Origin of the sequence: Algoriphagus sp., assembly GCF_029254265.1 — a bacterium.
Classification (GTDB): Bacteria; Bacteroidota; Bacteroidia; order Cytophagales; family Cyclobacteriaceae; genus Algoriphagus.
In genome coordinates this window covers 1-20,532 of sequence record NZ_JAQWXX010000081.1, presented here as the reverse complement: position 1 = coordinate 20,532, position 20,532 = coordinate 1, and the positions used below count along the sequence as shown (strand labels likewise).

Annotated in this window: 20 protein-coding genes; 15 read left to right on the top strand and 5 right to left on the bottom strand. The window is 39.3% G+C overall.

Annotated elements, in window-relative coordinates; all coding sequences use genetic code 11:
• Positions 1-122: 122 nt before the first annotated feature.
• A complete protein-coding gene (rlmB, locus tag P8O16_RS12130; protein WP_075349517.1) occupies positions 123-899 on the bottom strand; it encodes a 23S rRNA (guanosine(2251)-2'-O)-methyltransferase RlmB in 777 nt (258 codons plus the stop codon).
• Entirely contained in the window at positions 872-2,107 is a 1,236-nt protein-coding gene (locus P8O16_RS12125; protein WP_300315178.1) for a GWxTD domain-containing protein, read from the bottom strand. Before P8O16_RS12125 ends, rlmB begins: the two co-directional genes overlap by 28 nt.
• Before the next feature lie 61 nt (positions 2,108-2,168).
• On the opposite strand from P8O16_RS12125, the gene P8O16_RS12120 reads away from it, so the two are divergent.
• The gene (locus P8O16_RS12120) at positions 2,169-2,945 is read left to right on the top strand and encodes a bifunctional 2-polyprenyl-6-hydroxyphenol methylase/3-demethylubiquinol 3-O-methyltransferase UbiG (RefSeq protein WP_300315176.1); all 777 of its coding nucleotides are present in this window, start codon (positions 2,169-2,171) and stop codon (positions 2,943-2,945) included.
• An 80-nt stretch (positions 2,946-3,025) separates the two neighbouring features.
• Here the strand turns inward: P8O16_RS12120 and P8O16_RS12115 are convergent, their stop codons facing one another.
• Positions 3,026-6,013 carry a DUF2723 domain-containing protein gene (locus P8O16_RS12115; protein ID WP_300315174.1) on the bottom strand — a complete coding sequence of 996 codons (2,988 nt, stop codon included), beginning with the start codon at positions 6,011-6,013 and terminating at the stop codon, positions 3,026-3,028.
• 258 nt (positions 6,014-6,271) lie between these two features.
• Between P8O16_RS12115 and trxA the strand changes: the two genes are divergently transcribed.
• The 13 genes from trxA (at position 6,272) to P8O16_RS12050 (ending at position 18,385) form a co-directional block, all read left to right on the top strand.
• Positions 6,272-6,592 carry a thioredoxin gene (trxA, locus tag P8O16_RS12110; protein ID WP_300315171.1) on the top strand — a complete coding sequence of 107 codons (321 nt, stop codon included), beginning with the start codon at positions 6,272-6,274 and terminating at the stop codon, positions 6,590-6,592.
• A 90-nt stretch (positions 6,593-6,682) separates the two neighbouring features.
• Entirely contained in the window at positions 6,683-8,104 is a 1,422-nt protein-coding gene (locus P8O16_RS12105) for an MBL fold metallo-hydrolase (protein ID WP_300315167.1), read from the top strand.
• A gap of 96 nt (positions 8,105-8,200) precedes the next feature.
• Positions 8,201-9,604, top strand: a complete 1,404-nt coding sequence (locus P8O16_RS12100) for a hypothetical protein (protein WP_300315164.1) — start codon at positions 8,201-8,203, stop codon at positions 9,602-9,604.
• A 24-nt stretch (positions 9,605-9,628) separates the two neighbouring features.
• Positions 9,629-10,210: a YeeE/YedE thiosulfate transporter family protein gene (locus tag P8O16_RS12095; RefSeq protein WP_300315161.1), complete on the top strand. Its 582-nt coding sequence runs from the start codon at positions 9,629-9,631 to the stop codon at positions 10,208-10,210.
• A 10-nt stretch (positions 10,211-10,220) separates the two neighbouring features.
• Positions 10,221-10,706 carry a DUF6691 family protein gene (locus P8O16_RS12090; protein WP_300315158.1) on the top strand — a complete coding sequence of 162 codons (486 nt, stop codon included), beginning with the start codon at positions 10,221-10,223 and terminating at the stop codon, positions 10,704-10,706.
• A 253-nt stretch (positions 10,707-10,959) separates the two neighbouring features.
• A complete protein-coding gene (locus tag P8O16_RS12085) occupies positions 10,960-12,114 on the top strand; it encodes an MFS transporter (protein WP_300315155.1) in 1,155 nt (384 codons plus the stop codon).
• 4 nt (positions 12,115-12,118) lie between these two features.
• Positions 12,119-12,838, top strand: a complete 720-nt coding sequence (locus P8O16_RS12080; protein ID WP_300315153.1) for an acyl-ACP thioesterase domain-containing protein — start codon at positions 12,119-12,121, stop codon at positions 12,836-12,838.
• A 99-nt stretch (positions 12,839-12,937) separates the two neighbouring features.
• Positions 12,938-13,993: a c-type cytochrome gene (locus P8O16_RS12075; protein WP_300315150.1), complete on the top strand. Its 1,056-nt coding sequence runs from the start codon at positions 12,938-12,940 to the stop codon at positions 13,991-13,993.
• On the top strand, positions 13,993-15,333 hold the full coding sequence (locus P8O16_RS12070; RefSeq protein ID WP_300315147.1) for a hypothetical protein: 1,341 nt from the start codon (positions 13,993-13,995) through the stop codon (positions 15,331-15,333). Before P8O16_RS12075 ends, P8O16_RS12070 begins: the two co-directional genes overlap by 1 nt.
• 408 nt (positions 15,334-15,741) lie before the next feature.
• Complete coding sequence (locus tag P8O16_RS12065; protein WP_300315145.1) at positions 15,742-16,731, top strand: acyl-CoA desaturase; 990 nt, start codon at positions 15,742-15,744, stop codon at positions 16,729-16,731.
• 3 nt (positions 16,732-16,734) lie between these two features.
• Positions 16,735-17,928 carry a DEAD/DEAH box helicase gene (locus P8O16_RS12060; protein WP_300315142.1) on the top strand — a complete coding sequence of 398 codons (1,194 nt, stop codon included), beginning with the start codon at positions 16,735-16,737 and terminating at the stop codon, positions 17,926-17,928.
• Between the two features lie 10 nt (positions 17,929-17,938).
• Positions 17,939-18,178: a cold-shock protein gene (locus P8O16_RS12055; protein WP_075349503.1), complete on the top strand. Its 240-nt coding sequence runs from the start codon at positions 17,939-17,941 to the stop codon at positions 18,176-18,178.
• 12 nt (positions 18,179-18,190) lie between these two features.
• Complete coding sequence (locus P8O16_RS12050) at positions 18,191-18,385, top strand: cold-shock protein (protein ID WP_075349502.1); 195 nt, start codon at positions 18,191-18,193, stop codon at positions 18,383-18,385.
• Between the two features lie 70 nt (positions 18,386-18,455).
• Here P8O16_RS12050 and P8O16_RS12045 read toward each other — a convergent pair whose 3' ends face one another.
• Positions 18,456-19,457 carry a 2-hydroxyacid dehydrogenase gene (locus tag P8O16_RS12045; RefSeq protein ID WP_300315135.1) on the bottom strand — a complete coding sequence of 334 codons (1,002 nt, stop codon included), beginning with the start codon at positions 19,455-19,457 and terminating at the stop codon, positions 18,456-18,458.
• Positions 19,458-19,513: 56 nt separating this feature from the next.
• Here P8O16_RS12045 and P8O16_RS12040 point away from each other — a divergent pair, with 56 nt between their 5' ends.
• Positions 19,514-19,936: a Dabb family protein gene (locus tag P8O16_RS12040; RefSeq protein ID WP_300315132.1), complete on the top strand. Its 423-nt coding sequence runs from the start codon at positions 19,514-19,516 to the stop codon at positions 19,934-19,936.
• Here P8O16_RS12040 and P8O16_RS12035 read toward each other — a convergent pair whose 3' ends face one another.
• Positions 19,937-20,344, bottom strand: a complete 408-nt coding sequence (locus tag P8O16_RS12035) for a hypothetical protein (protein ID WP_300315129.1) — start codon at positions 20,342-20,344, stop codon at positions 19,937-19,939.
• Positions 20,345-20,532: the final 188 nt, after the last annotated feature.

Below are 20,532 nucleotides of genomic sequence, written 5' to 3'. Positions count from 1 at the left end.
TAAAGCCGCTCTTTCAGCCGATCACTCGTCTGAGGATCACTAAATAATTCTTCAAGTGTTCGTTTCTTTGTCATCTATTTGTAAAATTAGCAGACACACTTAACTGAACACTCTCTTATAATTTAATTTTTGCGTTGTCGAATCGCTTCATAAATCGCTACTCCTGCAGAAACTGACACATTCAAGCTTTCGATGTGTCCAGCCATTGGAATTTTTACTTTATCATCCATGATTCCCAAAAGGTCCTGGGAGATACCATCTTCTTCCGAACCCATCACCATTGCAACCGGTACAGAAAAGTCAGCTTCATACATGGATTTTTCGGTTTTTTCGGTGATCGCAATTAATAACAACCCCGACTTCTGTAGGTCTCTACAAGTGTAAAAAAGGTTTTTAACTCTTGCGATGGGAAGATGATTAAGGGCTCCGGCGGAGGTCTTAAGGGCATCAGCATTGATCTGTGCACTTCCTTTTTCAGGAATCACGATGGCATCTACTCCAGCACATTCAGCAGTTCTTGCGATTGCTCCAAAGTTTCTTACATCCGTAATCCTGTCCAAAATAAGGATCAGTGGCGACTTTCCTACCGCAAAACAGCTTTCGATCACATGGTCGAGTGAAGCATATTCTATTGCAGACATCTGAGCAACCACTCCTTGGTGATTCTTCCGAGTAATCCGGTTGAGCTTCGCATCTGGGACACGAACAACAGGGATTTTTTCAGCTTTGCAAAGCTGAAGCAATTCCTTGATCAGATCATTGTTGAGTTCTTTTTGTACCAGAACTTTATCAATGTCTTTGCCTGCCTGGATCGACTCCATGACAGCTCTTGTTCCAAAGATAAAATCCTTTTCGTGGGCTCCTTTTTCAATTAGAAAGCCATCTTTCCGCTTCTCCATAGGGATATGTTCTTGAACCAAACTGGCTGGTAGGCCCTTGATCGGTTCAACGTGTAGTAATGTGGGCTGAGAATGTTCTTAACCCGGGCAAAGGTAAAGCGAATTTTCGAACTCTCATTCATTCCCCCATAAGTCCAGACTTCCCTGTCCAATCCGAAATTGACTTCTTGAGGGGCGCCCATTACGATAAAGACCATTCCCTTATCGGTTTTCCAGCCTTCTTTGAAGTCTGTAAAAAGTAAATTTGCGAACTCGATTTGTCGGAAATACTCTCGAATCAGATCTTTTGCAGTATTGGGGTTGCGGGTCAGATTGATCCAGTATTCATCAAGGGCTTTCTTTTTATCAGTAGCCAAAAGAAGTGCCTCGTGCTCTTTTCGTGTGGATATGTAGGTTACCATTTGAACCATCTCTTCCCAATCTTTCACTTTTGGAAAAGCCTCATGCGTTGTTTTTAGCAATAGCCCTGCAGCTTTGGATGTATCACTTTGGATAAAGTAGTAGCCTATCTTATCGAGTGATTTAGGCACATTTTCCAGAAAGTCTCCCTCATCAATCACCTGAAGTTCCCTCGGCACAGCGGCAGGCTTGGTTTCCATGGGAGGGTATGGAACTTCAAATTCCATAGGATAATAGAATGAATGAAGATTTGGTCCTCCAGCTGATTTAAATAGGAGTGATGAACCAGTGTTGAGGTAGGTTTGATCGAATCCTACATTATTGGCATAAAATGCTCCGAAATTAGGATGATCAAAAACAAAAGCACTTTTCAAATCAATATGATAGTGGTATTCATCACCTTGTCTGGTATCCAATCCGGTAAATAAAAGAATCGCATTTTGATCACCTTGTTCCAGATTGAATTCTTTCTCGAATACCCAATGCCTGTCTGTGTCGATTGTCAAGTCCTCAGAAGTTAGAATACTTGTTTGATCACTTAGAATTTCTTCAGTGTAGGAATTTAACAATGCGTAAGTGAAACTAAAGGTGTTAAACTCTTGATTATCTTCGATTTTCTCCACCACAAACTGCACCTTAAATTGATTCTCTGCAGTTTTGATAGGTAGTATTTTCAGCCCAAGTCTAGCGTATCTGGAATATCGAAGGGCTTGATTGATATTCGATAAGTTTTTTTGAGCGAAAGCTTGGAATCCCAAGCCTAGAAATAGAATTATAAAAAATAGGTGCTTAATCGTGTATTGCTTCATTGGGTGTTGATCTCGGGTTTTAAAAATTAACCTTACTTTTGCCAAAATAGTAAAATTTTGAATGGCTACCTATACAACGGAAATCGCCTCTGACAAGTTGGTCAGTGACAACCCAATTCATCAACGATTGCTTAAAGCATACATTGCAGCAAAGCCTTGGATTTCCGGCAAACTACTCGAAGTAGGTTGCGGAGAAGGAAGAGGAGTGGAGACTTTATTACCCTTAGCGGAGAGCTATCTTGGACTTGATAAAATCCAGGAAGTGATCGATTCTTTGACTTTGAGATTCCCTGAAGTTGATTTTCGACAGGCTGTGATTCCTCCTTTTGAGGGGATACCTGACAATTCTTTTGACACGGTGGTAAGTTTTCAGGTAATTGAGCATATTCCAAACGATAAGCTTTTTCTTCAGGAGATTTATCGAGTTTTAAAGCCAGGTGGAAAAGCAATTATTTCTACTCCAAATATCAACCACACACTTTCAAGAAATCCTTGGCATGAGCGGGAATACAAGCCCCAGGAATTGATTGATTTAGCTTCAGGAATTTTCGATACCATCCAAGCTAATGGGATCGGGGGCAATGAGAAAGTTTGGAACTATCATGAGGCAAACCGCAAGTCGGTTCAGAAGATTATGCGCTTCGATATTTTTGATCTGCAGCATAAACTACCAGCGTTTATTCTAAGAATGCCCTACGAAATCCTTAATCGAATGAATCGAAACAAACTCCACAAAGAGCAAGGAAAAAGTGTGGTGGATATTTCTCACGAAGATTACTTGGTGGTAGAGGATCCTGCGAAAGGATTGGATTTGTTTTATGTGTTGGGGAAGAAATAAGGGATAAAAGCATTTATTGAAATTCTATAAAAAAAGCGAGCCCAATTCCTTGAGCTCGCTTTTTTTAGTTTTTGATTTTCTTATCTCCGATCGAGTAGGCTTCCTCCGCTGGATTCTTCTTCTCCGAGTAGGCTGCTCATTCTCAACTTAAGCTCTTGTGCTTTTTCCTGATAGCCTCGCTCTTCAAGCAGAGGGATGAAATACTTCACCATTTCAATGGAAATCATCATTTCTCGATCATAATCTCTGTTTTGAGTCTGGTAGAATTCAATCATATCCAGCGATTTCTTAGAGACTTTATCAATAATATCCATGGCTTTTTCATCTTCTCCCACTTCAAAGAAAAGTGGAACTGACTGTCCGCTGGAGAGGTCATATGGTATAGCCTCGTTCGGCATTACTTCGAGACCATAATTCAGCAGCTCTGCTGCCTTTTCAATTTTGTCCTGATCCAAAAGCGCAATGACAATGCTATTCAATGCACTTCGATGATTGGAGGCAAAGCGGCGGTATTCCTCATCCAAATAGGCATCTGGATTATCCATTCCTCTGAAAGCAAAATTCTCTTTGAAGTTCTTGTAAGCCAATTCGGCATTGACTAATTCTTCCCGAATAAACTCAGGTTTACGGATCGGAAGAAGACGGTAAGTCAAGCCTTCCATCACCACATGCTCATCTATATTGATTCCTATGGTAGCCAGTGAAGTATTGTTGAAGTAGATTGGTCGATCCCAGTTATTAGAAGTAATCAAGTCAATTAGCATTAAGGTGCCTTTGGTGACGTATTGTCCTTTGACTTGGAGATTCATTTGTGGAACGAACAATTCGATAAATTCCTCTGGAATGATATTTTGGTTGGCTACAGCGGCGCTATCTACCTCAAGAATCAAATTACGGGAAGGAACCATATTCACTACACTTTTTCCGCCGGTTTCCATTTTCAAAAGTGGCGAACCTCCATCGAGAAGCTTAAGATATTCCTTTACAGATATTGCGTTCAGACCTTCTCTTTCGGTCACATACAAGACATCATTGGTGCCTTTCTGATAGCGTTCTGGGCTTAGACTAAATGGTAAAGGTGCAGATTCATCTGCCTGTTTGGTCATCTGCTCGACATACCAATCGGTATCAAAGTAGCTTAGCACGATTACTCTGACGTCTGTTCTAAAACCTTCAACTTCCTGTACGTACCAAAGCGGGAAGGTATCGTTATCTCCTCCTGTAAACAGGATCGCATTTGGCGCACAGGATGCTAAGAAATTTCGGGCTGAATCCACAGAGAAATAGCGACCTCTGCGATTATGATCATTCCAGTTTTCACCGGCCATAAGACCGACAATGGGAAGTGTGAGTAAGGTGGCAATGATTCCAGCCGTTGCTAAATTCTTATTGGCTTTGGCAATTAAATGCGCAATCGCAAGGACGCCCATCCCAACCCAAATAGCAAAGGCATAGAAACTACCCACATATATATAGTCTCGCTCCCGCGGCTCCACTGGTGGAGAGTTAAGATAAAGTACCAAGACCACTCCCATCATTAGGAATAGCATCAAGTTCACATAGAAAGATTTTGGATCCACTTTGGCTTGAAAGAATAATCCAACAATCCCAAGTAAGAGTGGAAGCATCAGGTAATTGTTGTGCCCTTTGTTTTCGGTGATGTATTCCGGATAATCAGTTGAAATAGCATCAGTGATTCCCATCCAGGGAGCATCTGAAAAATCCGATTCTCTTCCTGAGAAATTCCACAAAAAATAGCGCCAGTACATGTGGCCTAACTGATGTGAAAACATGAAATACAAGTTGTCACCGAAAGTAGGATCTTCGCCTTCTCTGAGTCCTAATTTTTGACGATAGATTCGTTTGTGGCTTTCTTGAGTAGAATAAACTCGAGGAAGAATCGTAGTCTTAGTTGGATCATAGGTGTTTACCAAGCTATAATCAACGATTTCATACTTGTCCTTTCCTTTCATGTAAACAGGATCACCTTCGACTTGGTCTACAAGTTTTGCAGTAAAGTATTGACCATGCAAAAGTGGTCTGTAACCGTATTGTTCACGCTTCAAATAGGATACATAGCTAACGATGTCTTTTGGTGCATTCTCATTGATGATAGGATCCTGATTTGCTCTGATTACGATCAAGGCATAGGAAGAATATCCAATAAGGATAAAAATCAATGAAAGTAGGGCGGTATTGAGAATTGCCAATTCCTTTTTCCGAGAATAGCGGTAAGCATAATAAACAGTAGCGAGAAAAAGTGCTATAAATACAACTATTCCAGATCCGAATGGCAATCCCAGACTATTTACAAAGAAGATCTCCATTGATCCAGCCAAACTTGGGAGCCCAGGAATGATCAGATTGTTTATAATTATCAGAGCCACTCCACCTAGAAACATGGCAATAAAAGCTCCTTTGATACTTGGGTTTTGATATTTTTTGAAATAATAAATCAATGCTAAAGCCGGAAGCGTCACCAAGTTGAGTAAGTGAACTCCAATAGAAAGTCCAACGAGGTAGGCGATAAAAATCATCCATTTATTCTCTTCGCGAGGATCTTTGATCACATCCCATTTTAAAAATGCCCAAATCACAATGGCTGTGAAAAAGGAAGACATCGCATATACTTCTGCTTCAACTGCAGAAAACCAAAAGCTATCTGTGAAAGTGTAAACAAGTGATCCGACCAATCCTGCGCCAATCAAAGCAATGGTTTGTCCTTTATTTTCCTGCCCTTCCTCAATTTTGAAAAGTCTTTTTCCAAATAGGGTGATGGACCAAAACAGAAAAAGAATTGTGAAGCCTGAGAAAACCGCACTTCCAATATTCATCCAGTAAGCCACTTGGAGAGGATCTCCCATAGCCAAAAAGCTGAACATCCGGTACACCAAAAGCATGAAAGGAGCTCCTGGAGGATGGGGAACTTGAAGCTTGTAGGATACAGCAATAAATTCTCCCGGATCCCAAAAACTTGCTGTTTGCTCTACGGTCAGGATATATACCAGAGTGGCTATAGCAAAGACTACCCAGCCAGTGACATTATTGATTTGCTTGAAATTGAGCATTTATATAAAGAATTAGAGGGGCGAAAATAAAAAAATAATTCCCAAGTCAGGGGATTTTAATACTTTTTAAAACTTCTTCAATAGCATCTCGAGTGTTTTCCTATGATTATGATTTTTCTTTAAGGCCACATGGAATCTCTCATTTCGGATACTCATCCCTGTATGATGTTCTCTCCTTGCTCGATTTCATGTGATAAAAATTACTGACCAGAACTCAATTACCTTGTACTTTTGTTCTGTAAATAAAATTTGGAAACTATGAGCACGCAACCAAAAACATTTCAAGAGCTAATAGATGGTGATACTCCTGTATTGGTGGATTTCTTTGCTACCTGGTGTGGGCCTTGCAAAATGATGCAACCCATTCTAGAAGATACCTCCAAACATATGGGAGAAAAAGTAAAGATTGTTAAAGTCGATGTTGACAGAAATCAACTTGCAGCCAGTAAATTTCAAGTAAGAGGTGTGCCTACTTTAATTTTGTTTCACAAGGGAAAAATTCTTTGGAGGGAGTCAGGAGTAGTTCCTACTCATCAATTGATTAAAACACTCGAAAATAATTTGATGCATACTGCCTAAGTCATAAGTCAAATGTGACAAAAGTCATTTATTGAAGAACTCGTGTCCTGTATTTTTGATTAATCTTTAAGAAAATAAACAACTTATAATATGAAAATCGAACAAATCTATACTGGTTGTCTAGCTCAAGGAGCTTATTATATTGAGTCAGACGGTGAAGCTGCTGTAATCGATCCGTTAAGAGAAGTGCAGCCTTATATCGAAAAGGCAGAGCGTAGAAATGCGAAGATCAAATATGTATTTGAGACTCACTTTCATGCTGATTTCGTCTCTGGGCATCAAGATTTATCTGCAAAGACTGGTGCACCGATAGTTTACGGTCCTACAAACATGAAAATGGGCTTTGATGCGATCGTTGCTAAAGATGGTCAGGAATTTAAGATTGGTAAGGCTAAAATAAAAGTAATTCACACTCCAGGTCATACGATGGAGAGTTCTTGTTTCTTGCTTTACAATGAGGAAGGCAAGCCAGAAGCTATTTTCACAGGGGATACTTTGTTTATAGGAGATGTGGGAAGACCTGATTTGGCACAGAAAGTCATTGCAGATCTTACTCAGGACAAATTAGCTGGGTATTTATATGATTCTTTGAGAAATAAGATCATGCCTTTACCGGATGATTTGATTGTGTATCCTGCGCACGGAGCTGGTTCAGCTTGCGGTAAAAACATGAGCAAGGAAACTTCAGATACTTTAGGAAATCAAAAGAAGACCAATTATGCGCTTCAGGAAATGACTAAAGAACAATTCATCAAAGAAGTTATAACTGGTTTAACGCCTCCACCTGCTTACTTCCCACAAAATGTGATGATGAATATCGAAGGATACGATAGCATTGATGAGGTTTTGGAAAGAGGCGTAAGACCATTGAGTCCTGCAGAATTTGAGGCAGCTGCCAATGAAACGGGAGCTTTGATATTAGATACTAGAGCGCCACAAGAGTTTGCAAAAGGCTTTATCCCAAATTCGGTGAACATCGGAATTGACGGAAGCTTTGCAGTATGGGTGGGAGCTATGATTCCAGATTTGAAGCAAGAAATCTTAATTGTCGCAGAAAAAGGTCGCGAAGAAGAGGTGATTACAAGACTTGCAAGAGTAGGATATGATTATTCACTCGGGTATTTGGAAGGCGGAATTGATTCCTGGAAAAAGTCAGGTCATGAAATTGATCAAATTGAGTCTATCACTGCAGAAGAATTAGCTGCTAGGAAAGCGAAAAATCCTGAAATCAACATTCTTGATGTAAGAAAGAATAGTGAATACTTATCAGAGCACGTAGTGGATGCCGAAAATGCTCCGCTGGATTATATCAATGATAGTATGCTTAAAGTAAATAAGGATAAAACGTATTATGTGCATTGTGCTGGGGGATATAGATCTATGATCTTTAACTCCATCCTAAGAGCAAGAGGTTATGATAATCTAATTGATGTAGACGGTGGATTCAAAGCCATCAAAGAGTCTGAGAAGTTTAAAGTTACAGATTACGTTTGCCCAACTACGCTTCTATAATAGAATAAGAAAAGTTGCTTAAACCCCAAAATGGCAGGTCAATTGACTTGCCATTTTTAATTTAAAGATTTCACGTGTGATTAAAGTCACATCATTATGACTAGTGTATTTCGCATTTTTGTACTTCTCTTTCTTTGGCTTCATTGGTCGCCATTGGCTATAGCGCAGCATGGAGCTGAAGAGACTACAGCGCATGATCCTGACAAAAAGTTGTTTGGAGATAAATTGAAAACTGGGCATTTCGAGTTTCATCTGAGGTCCTTTTACATGCACACGGAAAACCAACCGGGTCTTTTGGATTATTCTACTTGGGGCTCTGGTGCAGGTCTGGGATATTTCAGTCCGAGGTGGAAAGGATTTGGGGTCGGATTTAGTGGGTTCTTTGTTTTTAGACATTTTGAACACAATCTCACCATTAAAGATCCAGCTACCGGACTTGGTAATCGATATGAACTTTCCTTGTTTGACGTCCACCATCCTGAAAACCATCATGATATGGATCGCTTGGAGGAGTTTTATGTTTCTTATGAAAAAGAAAAATTCTCCACCTGGTTTGGGAGGCATCACTTCGAAAGTCCACTTCTAAATGCATCGGATAATCGAATGCGCCCAAATCTATTTAGCGGTCTATCTGTGGATTATCGACCTGGAAAAGTGCGATTAACAGGGGCTTGGTTTACACATTTGATCTCCAGGGGTTCTTTGGAATGGCTTTCAGTGGAGGAATCAATTGGATTTTATCCGACAGGAAGAAACCCTACAGGCTCAGAAGAAAATTATCATCATCACCTTGAATCAAAAGGAATCGGGGTATTTGGATTGGAATTCGATAAGGAAAAAATCCAAATGAAATCTTGGACTTACCTGGCTGAAGGGATTTTCGCTACCTCTTTTGGAGAAATAACCGGGAATCTACCGATCTCTGAGGGAAATAGATTCCTCTACGGGATTCAGGGGTTTTACCAGTCTGCGGTCGGTGACGGTGGCAATCCAGATCCTGCAAAAGCATATACTCTTCCTGGGGAAAAAACCTATGGAGCCGGACTTCGAAGTGGAATTCATTTTGGACATTCAGAGTTAACTTTCAATTACCTCGGGATTTCAGACAGTGGTAGGTTTCTTTTCCCCCGTGAATGGGGGAGGGAGAAGTTCTTTGTAAGCATGCAGCGAGAGCGATTTGAAGGATTGGGAGGGGTACATGCACTAGGGGTTCTATTTGATCAAACCTTCATCCATGACAAACTAAAGGTGTCACTTGGAGCAAGTCACGTACAAACTCCTGATATTGAAAATATTGAATTGAATAAATATGGCCTGCCAAATTTTTATCACTTCACTGGTTTGATCGATTATAGATTCAGTGGATTCTTCAAAGGACTTGATTTACAGCTACTAATAGCTCACAAAAAAGAAGATTCAGACAGAGAAATTCCACTTGAATATGTTATAAATCGGGTGAATATGACAAATTTAAATTTGATTTTGGATTACAGATTTTAAGAAAAACTAAAAACAAAATATAATATGAATCAATTTATTGAATGGCTGTCTCAGCCTTGGCCTTGGTATGTGGCTGGTCCCATGATTGGACTGACTGTGCCAGCGTTATTGATATTAGGAAATAAAACCTTTGGGATTTCCTCCTCGCTTCGACATGTCTGTGCGATTTGTGTACCCTCTGGAATTCCTTTTTTCAATTATAACTGGAAAAAGGAAACTTGGAATCTCGTTTTTGTCTTGGGGATACTAATAGGAGGCTTTATCGCCACTACTTTTATTTCCAATCCGAATGAGATTGTGATTGCAGCAGAAACACAACAAGAGCTTGCTGCTTTGGGAATTACTGATTTTTCAGGTTTGATGCCATCAGACATCTTTTCTTGGGAAAATTTATTTACTGCTAAAGGCTTATTATTCTTCGTAATTGGAGGGTTTTTGGTTGGTTTTGGAACAAGGTATGCCGGAGGATGTACTTCAGGCCATGCGATAATGGGAATCAGTTCCCTTCAATGGCCTTCTTTAGTGGCTACAATATTTTTTATGATTGGTGGATTTCTGATGACTCATGTCATCATGGAGCCGTTGATGAAATTGGTTGGATTCTAAATTTATAAAGATGAAAGTAATAGAAAAAAAGGCAGAAGGATTTGTATGTGATGCGCCAAATACACAAGCTTCCGGAGAAAAGGGTTTAGCGCTGGTTAAATATTTGATTTTAGGTATTCTATTTGGGATTGTTTTTGTGAAAGCAGAAATTATCTCTTGGTTTAGAATTCAGGAAATGTTCCGTTTGACTTCATTTCATATGTATGGAGTGATTGGATCAGCAATTGTAACTGGAATCATTTCGATTCAACTAATCAAAAGACTTGGGATCAAGTCGATCTCAGGTGAGAAGATCAATATACCTACCAAAGAATTTCGAAAAGGTCAGATTTATGGTGGATTTATCTTCGGACTGGGCTGGGCATTGACTGGAGCTTGCCCCGGACCACTGTTTGCACAGATTGGAAGCGGTTTCACAATCATTATTATTACACTATTGTCAGCTATTGCTGGTACTTGGGTATATGGTCGATTTGCGGATAAATTGCCAAATTAAGGAATTTAAATAACTAAAAAAGCCACTTTCTAAATCGGAAAGTGGCTTTTTTAGTTAAATACTTTTTTGATTATAAATCGGATCAACAAAATTATCGAGGCAATGATAACTCCTACTATTACAAATTCCATCACATTATTTTTCAGACAAAACCCATATTATCTGAAATAGTTTCCTGGAACTCATTAAAAGTGATTCGGGATTTTGTCTTATTCTTCTTTACTTTTGAGTGCCTTTAGACCTATTAAGCTTTATGAATCCACTTTCCAAAAGAAGAATTGCGCTGGGAAGCATGTTTTTTTTTGTTGGCCTTTGTTTTTCAAGTTGGGCGGCACGAATTCCTGATGTCCAAGCTAAATTCCAACTTTCAGAAGGGCAATTGGGTACCCTGCTACTTTTTTTACCCTTAGGTTCGGTAATCGGTCTGCCAATAGCGGGCTGGTCGGTTCATCAATATGGGAGCCGGAGAGTGATAATGATTGGGAGCTTTGCCTATGCAATTACTCTTCCTTTGATCGCATTAAGTCCGACCACTTGGGTAATTGTTTTAGTTTTAATTCTCTACGGAATGCTGGGTAATATCATGAATATTTCACTAAATACTCAAGCCTTAAACCTGGAGGATCAGATGGGTAAAAGTATTCTTGCATCGTTTCATGGGCTTTGGTCTATGGCTGGGTTTACAGGTGCAGGTATAGGTGCAGGCATGATTTTTCTGGGAGTTTCTCCTACATTCCATTATTTGACTGTAATGTGTATTTCATTCCTAATCATTTTTGCTGCTCAACGCTTTATTGTAAAAGAACAAAAAGTCTCAGAAGGTGGAGGATTGGTGTTGAAAAAGCCGGATGACTTATTACTTAGAATCTCTCTGATTGCTTTTTTGGCCATGATGGCGGAGGGCTGCATGTTTGATTGGAGTGGAGTTTTTTTCAAGAAAGTCGTTCAAGCTGATCCATCTTTGATTGCTTTGGGCTACGTGGCGTTTATGGGTTCGATGGCTTCTGGAAGATTTTTGACAGATAAAGTTGTGCTACGTTTTGGTAAAGTACATGTGATTCAAACCAGTGGATTAATGATTACGCTTGGCTTATTGATTTCAGTGATTTGGCCGACCGTGATTGCAGCAACCATTGGATTTCTTTTTGTAGGATTTGGGGTAGCTTCATTGATTCCGGTTTCATACAGTATTGCAGGTCGATCTAAACTTTATTCTCCAAGTGTAGCTTTGGCAATGGTGTCTACAATTTCCTTTTTTGGTTTCCTAATTGGACCTCCATTAATCGGGTTCATTGCCGATTTATTTGATTTGAAAGTTTCATTCATGATAATCGCGTTAAATGGTATTGGAATATTTATCCTTTCCTCAATAAGAAAACACGTGTTTCTTGCCCCAATCAAATCTTAATTATATGTCTGATCAGAACTCTTTTCAGTACAGCAAAGAATTTGAGGTGGGGTCATATCAGGTGCATCCGGACGGAAAGCTACGATTGAATTCATTGGCAGACTTCTTTCAGGAAGTAGCTTGGAGACATGCGGACTCTGCCGATTTCGGCCGAAACCTTATGGTTGAAAACCTCAGTTGGGTTCTTTCTAGATTTGATATCAAAGCAACTCATCTCCCGACGTGGGGGGAATCTATTCGGGTATTTACCGCTGGTAGGGGAGTTGATAAGCTTTTTGCTTTCCGAGAATTTTTAGTGACCGATCTTAAGGGAAAAGTGATTGCAGAGGCAATGTCATCTTGGGTGCTTTTGAATACTGAGACCAAGAAGCTTCATCGACCAGATTCGGTCTTGCCGGAAGCGCTTTTTGATCCAAAATTAAAGCCTAACTGGCAGCCGGACCGGATTCGACTTAGTGGGAAATTGGAATTTGAAGAACGGAAGAAAGTCAGATATTCAGATTTGGATTTGAATAATCATGTGAACAATACAAGCTACATCAGATGGGTTGAGGACGTGTTGAGGAGTTTTGGATTAGGCCCCAATAACATGTCTATCAATTATTTAGCAGAATGTCTTTTGGGTGATGAGATTCAGATTGAACTGTGGAGGAATGAAAATCAGGTATTCGTTCTAGGTAAAGTGATTGAAAAAGCTGTTTTTCTTGCTCAATCAGCGGTCTAAATTGCATTAAAGATCGCTTTTCCCTAATTTCCAAATCATGTGATAAGAGTCACAACTTTATAACTGACTCATTTAGCATTTTTGTAAAAAGATTATAATATGGATAAGCTAGGAAAACCATTTCTTCAATTGATTACCCTAATGGTAGGACTTTTGGCACTTGCGTCTGTTTTAGTAGGTGTGATTGGGTTAGCGATTTACCTCGCATATTCTGGTTTTAGCCCTCTAGAAGAAGAAAAAATTGAATTAGCCGAAGTTACGAAGGTAGAGTTGCCAAAGATAATCCCGCTAATGGATCCGGTAGGGATGTGGCAGGCTCCAGATTGGTCAAAAGTAGACGAGGAACCCAATGCTGAATCTATCAAATACGGAAAAGAGTTAATAGCTAATACAGCAGAATACCTTGGTCCAAACGGTAAAGTAAGGAAGATATCAAATGGGATGAATTGCCAAAACTGCCATCTTCAAGCAGGAACAGTGCCTTTAGGAAATAATTATTCCGCAGTATCCTCTACCTATCCAAAGGTAAGGGGGAGGTCAGGCAAAATGGAAGATATTCCAAAGCGGATCAACGATTGTTTCGAACGTAGCTTGAATGGGGAGGGCTTGGCTGTTTCGAGTAAAGAAATGATAGCTATGGTTGCGTATATGGAGTGGCTGGGTAAAGATGTGCAGAAAGGAGAAAAGCCAAAAGGAGTAGGAATATATGAGGTTCCACTTTTAGATAGAGCTGCTGATCCTATTAAAGGCAAAAGTATCTATGTCCGACAATGTCAATCATGTCATATGGAAGATGGTCTAGGTGTTCCTAAATCAGATGGTAGTGGTTATACTTATCCACCGCTTTGGGGCGCTAATAGTTACAATCAAGGGGCAGGCTTATTCCGAATGTCTAGGTTTGCAGGATATGTGAAGGCAAATATGCCTTTTGGAGCTACTTATGAAAGGCCAATGCTTTCTGATGAAGAAGCTTGGGATGTAGCGGCATACGTAAATAGTTTGGATCGTCCATCCAAGGATCTCACAGGTGATTGGCCGGATATTTCTAAAAAACCAATGGATCACCCATTTGGGCCTTATTCTGACAGTTTCCCTGAATCACAACACAAATTCGGACCATTTCAACCCATACAGGCAGCAAAGGCCGGTAAATAATGTTTCGTATTAACGTTTTGCTTTTAGTTTTCTTGCCACTTTTCGGGTTTGCCCAGCAAGAAGAAAAAGGCATAATTCTGTCTCCCGATCTGCATTTTAGGACATTTTGGATGAGTACCAACTACCCAAGCGATTTCAAAAATGATTTCGCATTGGGGTCAAGTTTGAATCTTGGAGCAAAAGCACGGGTTCAAAAATTTGAGTTTCAGGTAGGTTATCGTGTTTTTGCCAATCTATGGAGTTCAGATTTGGCCTCACCTGATCCACTGACAGGTCAGCCAAACCGATATGAAGCAGGTTTATTTGACTTATTAAACCCTAGGGATAAATTCTTCGGGAAGTTAGAAACACTTTCTATTTCTTATCAGAGAAGTAATTGGGGGGCCTCCCTTGGTAGAATGGGAATCAACTCATCTTGGATTAATGCCCAGGATGGAAGACTTTCTCCAACAGCAATTGAGGGACTTCATACTTGGTTTTCTACTTCAGATGATTGGAAGTTTGATGTTTGGGCTATTTCTAGAATAAGTATTCGTGGGAGTAGTGAATGGTTTGGAGTAGGTGAATCGATGGGGATTTTGCCAGTAGGCAGAGATATCAATGGAAAGCCTGCAGCTTATTTTGGAAATACAGATAGTGATTGGATCGGGATTTTTGAATTATCAAGGAAATGGAAGATCCTTTCAGCTTCTTTTTCAAATACCCTGGTGGAAAATGTGTCAAATACGGCTTGGGTTTCCGCAGATAGAAATTTTGAAAAGAAAAATGTGACGTGGATTACTGGTATTCAGGCAGGATATCAAATCGGGATTGGAGATGGTGGAAACCCAGACTTAGCACTTGCCTATAAAAATCCAAAGGATAAGAATTGGGCTATCTCAGGAAGATTTGGCTGGAAAAAGGGGCTATGGACAAGTCACCTTAGCTACACCAGAGTGGGTGGAGATGGTCGATGGTTAAGCCCTAGAGAATGGGGAAAAGATGCGTGGTATACTTTTATACCAAGGGAACGAAATGAGGGCTATCAAAGTCTGGATGCAGTTACAGGATACATCGAACGCCAATTTATAAACCAAAGGCTAATTGCCTATTTGAATGTAGGTTTTCATTGGCTACCGGATTTAGATTATGCAATTGCAAATAAGTATAATTTCCCATCCTATAGGCAAATCAATCTGGGATTAAAGTATAAACCTGAAAATATTAAGGGGCTGGATTTCCATTTAATTGTTATGAATAAAGAGGCTTTAGGCAAAGAGCAATTAAAGCCGAACCAACGCTATAATAAGGTGGAAATGATCCATTTTAATTTGATTGGAAATTGGAGATTCAATCAATGATTAAGTGTGAAATAATTTAATATTCCAATGAGGAATTAGGTTTTACGGATTCTATGTATCACCTTTGTATCATAAAGGCAATGTATCAGTTTGATGATAAATCCTTTTTACTTGAAATAAAGGTATGTGTTGATTATCGACCTGCTTAAGTAGCAAATTCAAGAGTTTCCCTCCGCAAAGGTTTTAATTCTTCTTCTTTCTACTTTTTTAATCTTAGTTATTTATACTGAAGATTAAAACCTGCAGATTACTTCCTTAGGGAAACATGAGTTTATCACTATTAATTAAAAGTCTATTAAAACAGTAAGGTTCTCAGAATCAGAATTATCTGAATTCTCCCAAACATTAAGATCGAGGGTATATGGTCATTTTAAGACCACAGGCCGCTCAAAATTTGCAACACCATCAATGGTTGTTAAGACCGTTATATTGGTTTCCTTATATTTAGTGCCTCTGGCTCTAATTACAACTGGGGTTGCTTCCACTACTTTCCAAATGTTCGCTTGTTTTGTGCTATCAGGATTTGGTATGGCAGGCGTAGGTATGGGTGTTATGCACGATGCCAATCATGGCTCGTATTCTAAAAACCCACTAGTTAACAAATGGGTAGGTCATACTTTGGATATGGTTGGCGCAAGTTCCATTGTATGGAAAATGCAACATAATGTACTTCATCATAGCTATACTAATATTGATGAGCATGACGATGATATCAATGCTCCTTTCTTTTTGAGATTTTCTCCTAATGCTCCTCAAAATAGCTTGCATAAATATCAGCATTTATATGCTTGGTTTTTCTACTCTCTTTCTACACTCTCTTGGGTTACCGTTAAGGATTTTATCCGATTAAAACGGTACTATAAAAAGGGTTTAATGAAAGGGAAAAATGCTTATAGAAATGCTGTATGGAAACTGATAGCTTGGAAACTTGGGTACTTTAGTATCATTCTAGGTTTGCCGTTGATTTTCGCACCATTCTCAGTCGGAATGCTACTCTTAGGATATGTTTTAATGCACTTTGTAACTGGTTTCACAATTACTATGGTGTTCCAAATTGCACACATTGTTGAGGATGTTGAATTCCCACTTCCCGATTCTGAGGGAATTGTAGAGGGGGAGAGAATCCTTCACCAGTTAGCTACGACCTGTAATTTTGCTCCTAATAATCGATTCTTATTTTGGTTTATTGGAGGTCTGAATTACCAAGTGGAGCATCATTTATTTCCAGACATTTGTCACGTACACTACCGGGAGATCGCTCCTATAGTAAAGGCAACCGCAGAGGAATTTAACATACCATACCACTCAAAGCCTCATTTTTTATCGGCTGTTCTTGACCATTTTAAAATGCTTTATGTTTTGGGGAATATGCCTAAGCTAGAGCCTGTAAAAGCCTAGTTTATGAATAATTTAAAAAGAAATGCCAAGCCAGCTGCCCAGAATAGAAATTCTAGGCCAGCCGGAAGACCGGCTCAGAAGAAGAAAGAATCTACACTTGATCCCAATCTTCTTGTGAAAAAAGCTCAACCGAGTGGTCAGGAAGGATTCCAATCAGTAACTCCTTTTACCGGATTGAACCTTAATAGCATTTTGCTGAAAAATATTCAAGCAAAGGGTTACGAGAATATGACCTATATCCAAGAGAAGTCCATTTTACCACTTTTAGATGGTAGAGACCTTCTTGGAATTTCAAATACAGGATCGGGAAAAACGGGAGCTTTTTTAATTCCTATAATCGAGCATGCTAAAGCTGATCCATCGGGATTTACAGCTTTGATCGTGACTCCTACTAGGGAATTAGCTCTTCAGATTGAAGAGGAATTTAAAACTCTTACCAAAGGAATGAATCTTTACTCCAATACATTTATCGGAGGAACGAATATTAATTCTGATTTTAAAGCATTAGGAAGAAGACTTCATGTTATTGTAGGTACTCCCGGTAGACTTCTAGATTTGGCAGACCGAAAGTTGCTTCATCTTAATCGAATAAATACATTGGTTCTTGATGAGTTTGATCGAATGCTTGATATGGGTTTTGTTCACGATGTGAAGAAGCTTGTCAATGCAATGACCAAACGTGAGCAGACTATGCTTTTCTCAGCGACGCTTGAACCAACACAGAAAAAGTTGATTGATGGTTTATTGCAGGATCCCGTTGAAGTGAAAGTGAACACTGGTGGTACAACCAGCGAAAATGTGGATCAAGAAATTATCCGTGTGCCAGAAGGAAAGGATAAGTTTGATGTCTTGGCTGGATTATTCAAAAATCAATCTTTGGATCGTGTGATTATTTTCACAGAAACAAAAAGATTAGCTGATCGAATTGCAAAAAAATTAAATCAAACAGGAGTAAAATCCGGTCTGATTCACGGTAATAAATCCCAGAATTTCCGGAACCGGACTATAGAAGAGTTCAAGAACGGAACCACTAGAGTGCTTGTAGCTACTGATGTGGCTGCAAGAGGTATAGACGTCGCTGATGTATCCCATGTGATCAATTATCAGCTTCCAATGTCTATGGATAGCTATATCCACAGAATAGGCCGGACAGGTCGGGCCGGAAAAACCGGTAGGGCCATAACATTTGTCAATTAATATCGCCGAAATGTCAAAAAATCAGAACACATTTATCAAAAAACAGAAAGCAGAACTTAAAAAAAGAAAGAAAAGAGAAAAACAAGAGAAAATGGCAGCTCGAAAGGATAACCCTAAAAGTGGAGATCTAGACGATATGCTGGCTTATGTGGATCAGTTTGGAAATATATCCGATACACCACCAGAGCCAGAGCCACCAAAAAAAGAAATTAATCCGAGTCAAAAATTTAATAGAAACAACAAATTTTAAAAGTTAGTAATCATGAATGAAGGAACAGTAAAATTCTTTAACACAACCAAAGGTTTTGGTTTTATCACACCAGCAGACAACAGTGAAGATGTATTCGTACACCACTCAGGTCTTGTACACGAAATCCGTGAAAACGATCGTGTTACTTATGACGTAGTTCAAGGTAAAAAAGGCGTTAACGCGGTTAACGTAAAGGTAGCTAAGTAATTTATCTCGGGTTTACCCGAAAAATATACTTTATCCGATGCCTGCAGATCTATGATTTGCAGGCATTTTTTTATGATTTTTGAAAAATGACTTCGTTGGTAAGTGGCATTCCTGACTCCAGCTCGTTCAAATTAGTTAGTGTTGTCAGCGCAATTTGATGGAGTGCCTCTCTTGTCAAAAAAGCCTGATGACCTGTGATCAAAACATTTGGGAAAGTCATTAATCTAGCGATATCCTCATCTTGAAGAATTTCCTCAGATAAATCCTGGAAGAATAAATCTTCCTCCTGTTCGTAAACATCAATTCCTAAATAGCCAACCTTTTTCTTTTTTAAGGCTCTGATTACAGCCTTGGTTTCGATCAATCCACCACGGCTGGTATTGATGATTGCTATACCTGTTTGCATTTGCTCAAGTCTCTTCGAGTTGATTAAGTGTTTGGTCTCCGGGGTTAAAGGACAATGCAAAGAAATAATTGTGCTCTGATCAAAAAGTTCATCCAAGTTGACATAGGTGACTCCTAGTTTTTTTATGTCTTCATTTTCATATTGATCTACAGCTAAAACCCGGCAACCCATCCCCAGCATTATTTTGCAAAAAGTGCTTCCAATAGCACCTGTTCCGATGACTCCTACTGTTTGTTTGTAAATATTAATTCCGATAAGTCCCTCTAATGAAAAATTATTTTCGCGTACCCGATTATAGGCCTTATGTGTTTTTCTTACCACTGTCATTAAAAGTGCTAATGCATGCTCCGCAACTGCTTCAGGACTATATGCAGGAACTCTGCAAATTCGAATTCCTAGACTTTCGGCATATTTTAGGTCTACTTGATTATATCCCGCGCATCTTAGGACCACGTTTTTCACTTTAAGTTCTGATAATTTCTTAAGTACTTTTTCATCCAAATGGTCATTTACAAATGTGCAGATAGCATCGTAGCCATGGGCCAGATAGACTGTGTCTTGATCAAGCTTTGCTTCAAAATAGCTGAATTGATGTCCGAAATTTGGTTTTAATTGATCAAAACTTGACTTGTCATATGATTTAGCACTGAAAAAAGCCACTTTCATCTATATAGGGATTTAATAAAGTTTAGAAATAATGCTACATTCAAAATAAAAACGAAATGAAAAAAATCCTGCTTCTTATCCCAATTCTTTTCGCTTTTTCCTGTGCGGAGAAAGAAAATAAGGAAATCACCGAAACCATAATTCAAGAGATGCCAATTCCTAACCAACCAGATTCAGTACTTAGACATGTGGTTTATTTTAGTTTCAAAGAATCTTCTTCGGAGGCTGAAATACAATCTGTAGTTGATGCTTTTAGAAACCTACAAAACGAAATCGATGGAATCGAGTCCTTTGAATGGGGTGTTAATTCCAGTCCAGAGGGAATCAATCAGGGTTTAACGCATGCATTTACACTGACTTTTTACTCAGATGCGGCACGTGATGCTTATCTTCCCCATCCATCGCATAAAGCTTTTGGAGAGATTCTAGGTCCACATCTTGACAAAGTCATGGTATTAGACTACTGGACCAGGAAGTAATTATTGATCATAAGGCAAAGCCGAGGAATCGGTTTTGCCTCCATCTTTTATAGTTAAAACCTCTGTCACTACAAACTTGCTGGTTCCTCTCCATGGCAAAATGCCATTATATTCTTTGTAACGAAGCTCGACATGTTTTCCGGAAGATCGTTCTAATTCTTCTGCCACAGAAGCATCAACTACACTAAATCTAAATTCGTTGCTTTGCAATCCTCCTGCAGTAGGGCTTTGGAACCCCTCTTGTACGACCCTTCCCTCATAGGTTTTAAAAATTACTCCTTTTTTCACAAAGTAATTTAAGCTACCTGCTTTGACTCCCTCTCCAAAAACAAAAAGGTACTTGTACCAAAAAAGTCCAGTTAATACAACGATTAAAATAAGGCCAATAATCCAAGCAATTTTTTTCATAGTTAGAGGTAGGTTTTGATAAAGATAATTATCTCAAACCTTATTCGTAATTGCAAATCAAAAAAACTCTATATGTATATCCGCAAATGCACCAGTAGCCAAATAAGTTAGAAGTGACAGCCAGTGACAATCGCTTTCTTGCGGTCTTAACGGGTACTAAATTAGGTCAAAATAAACGGTTTTGACCA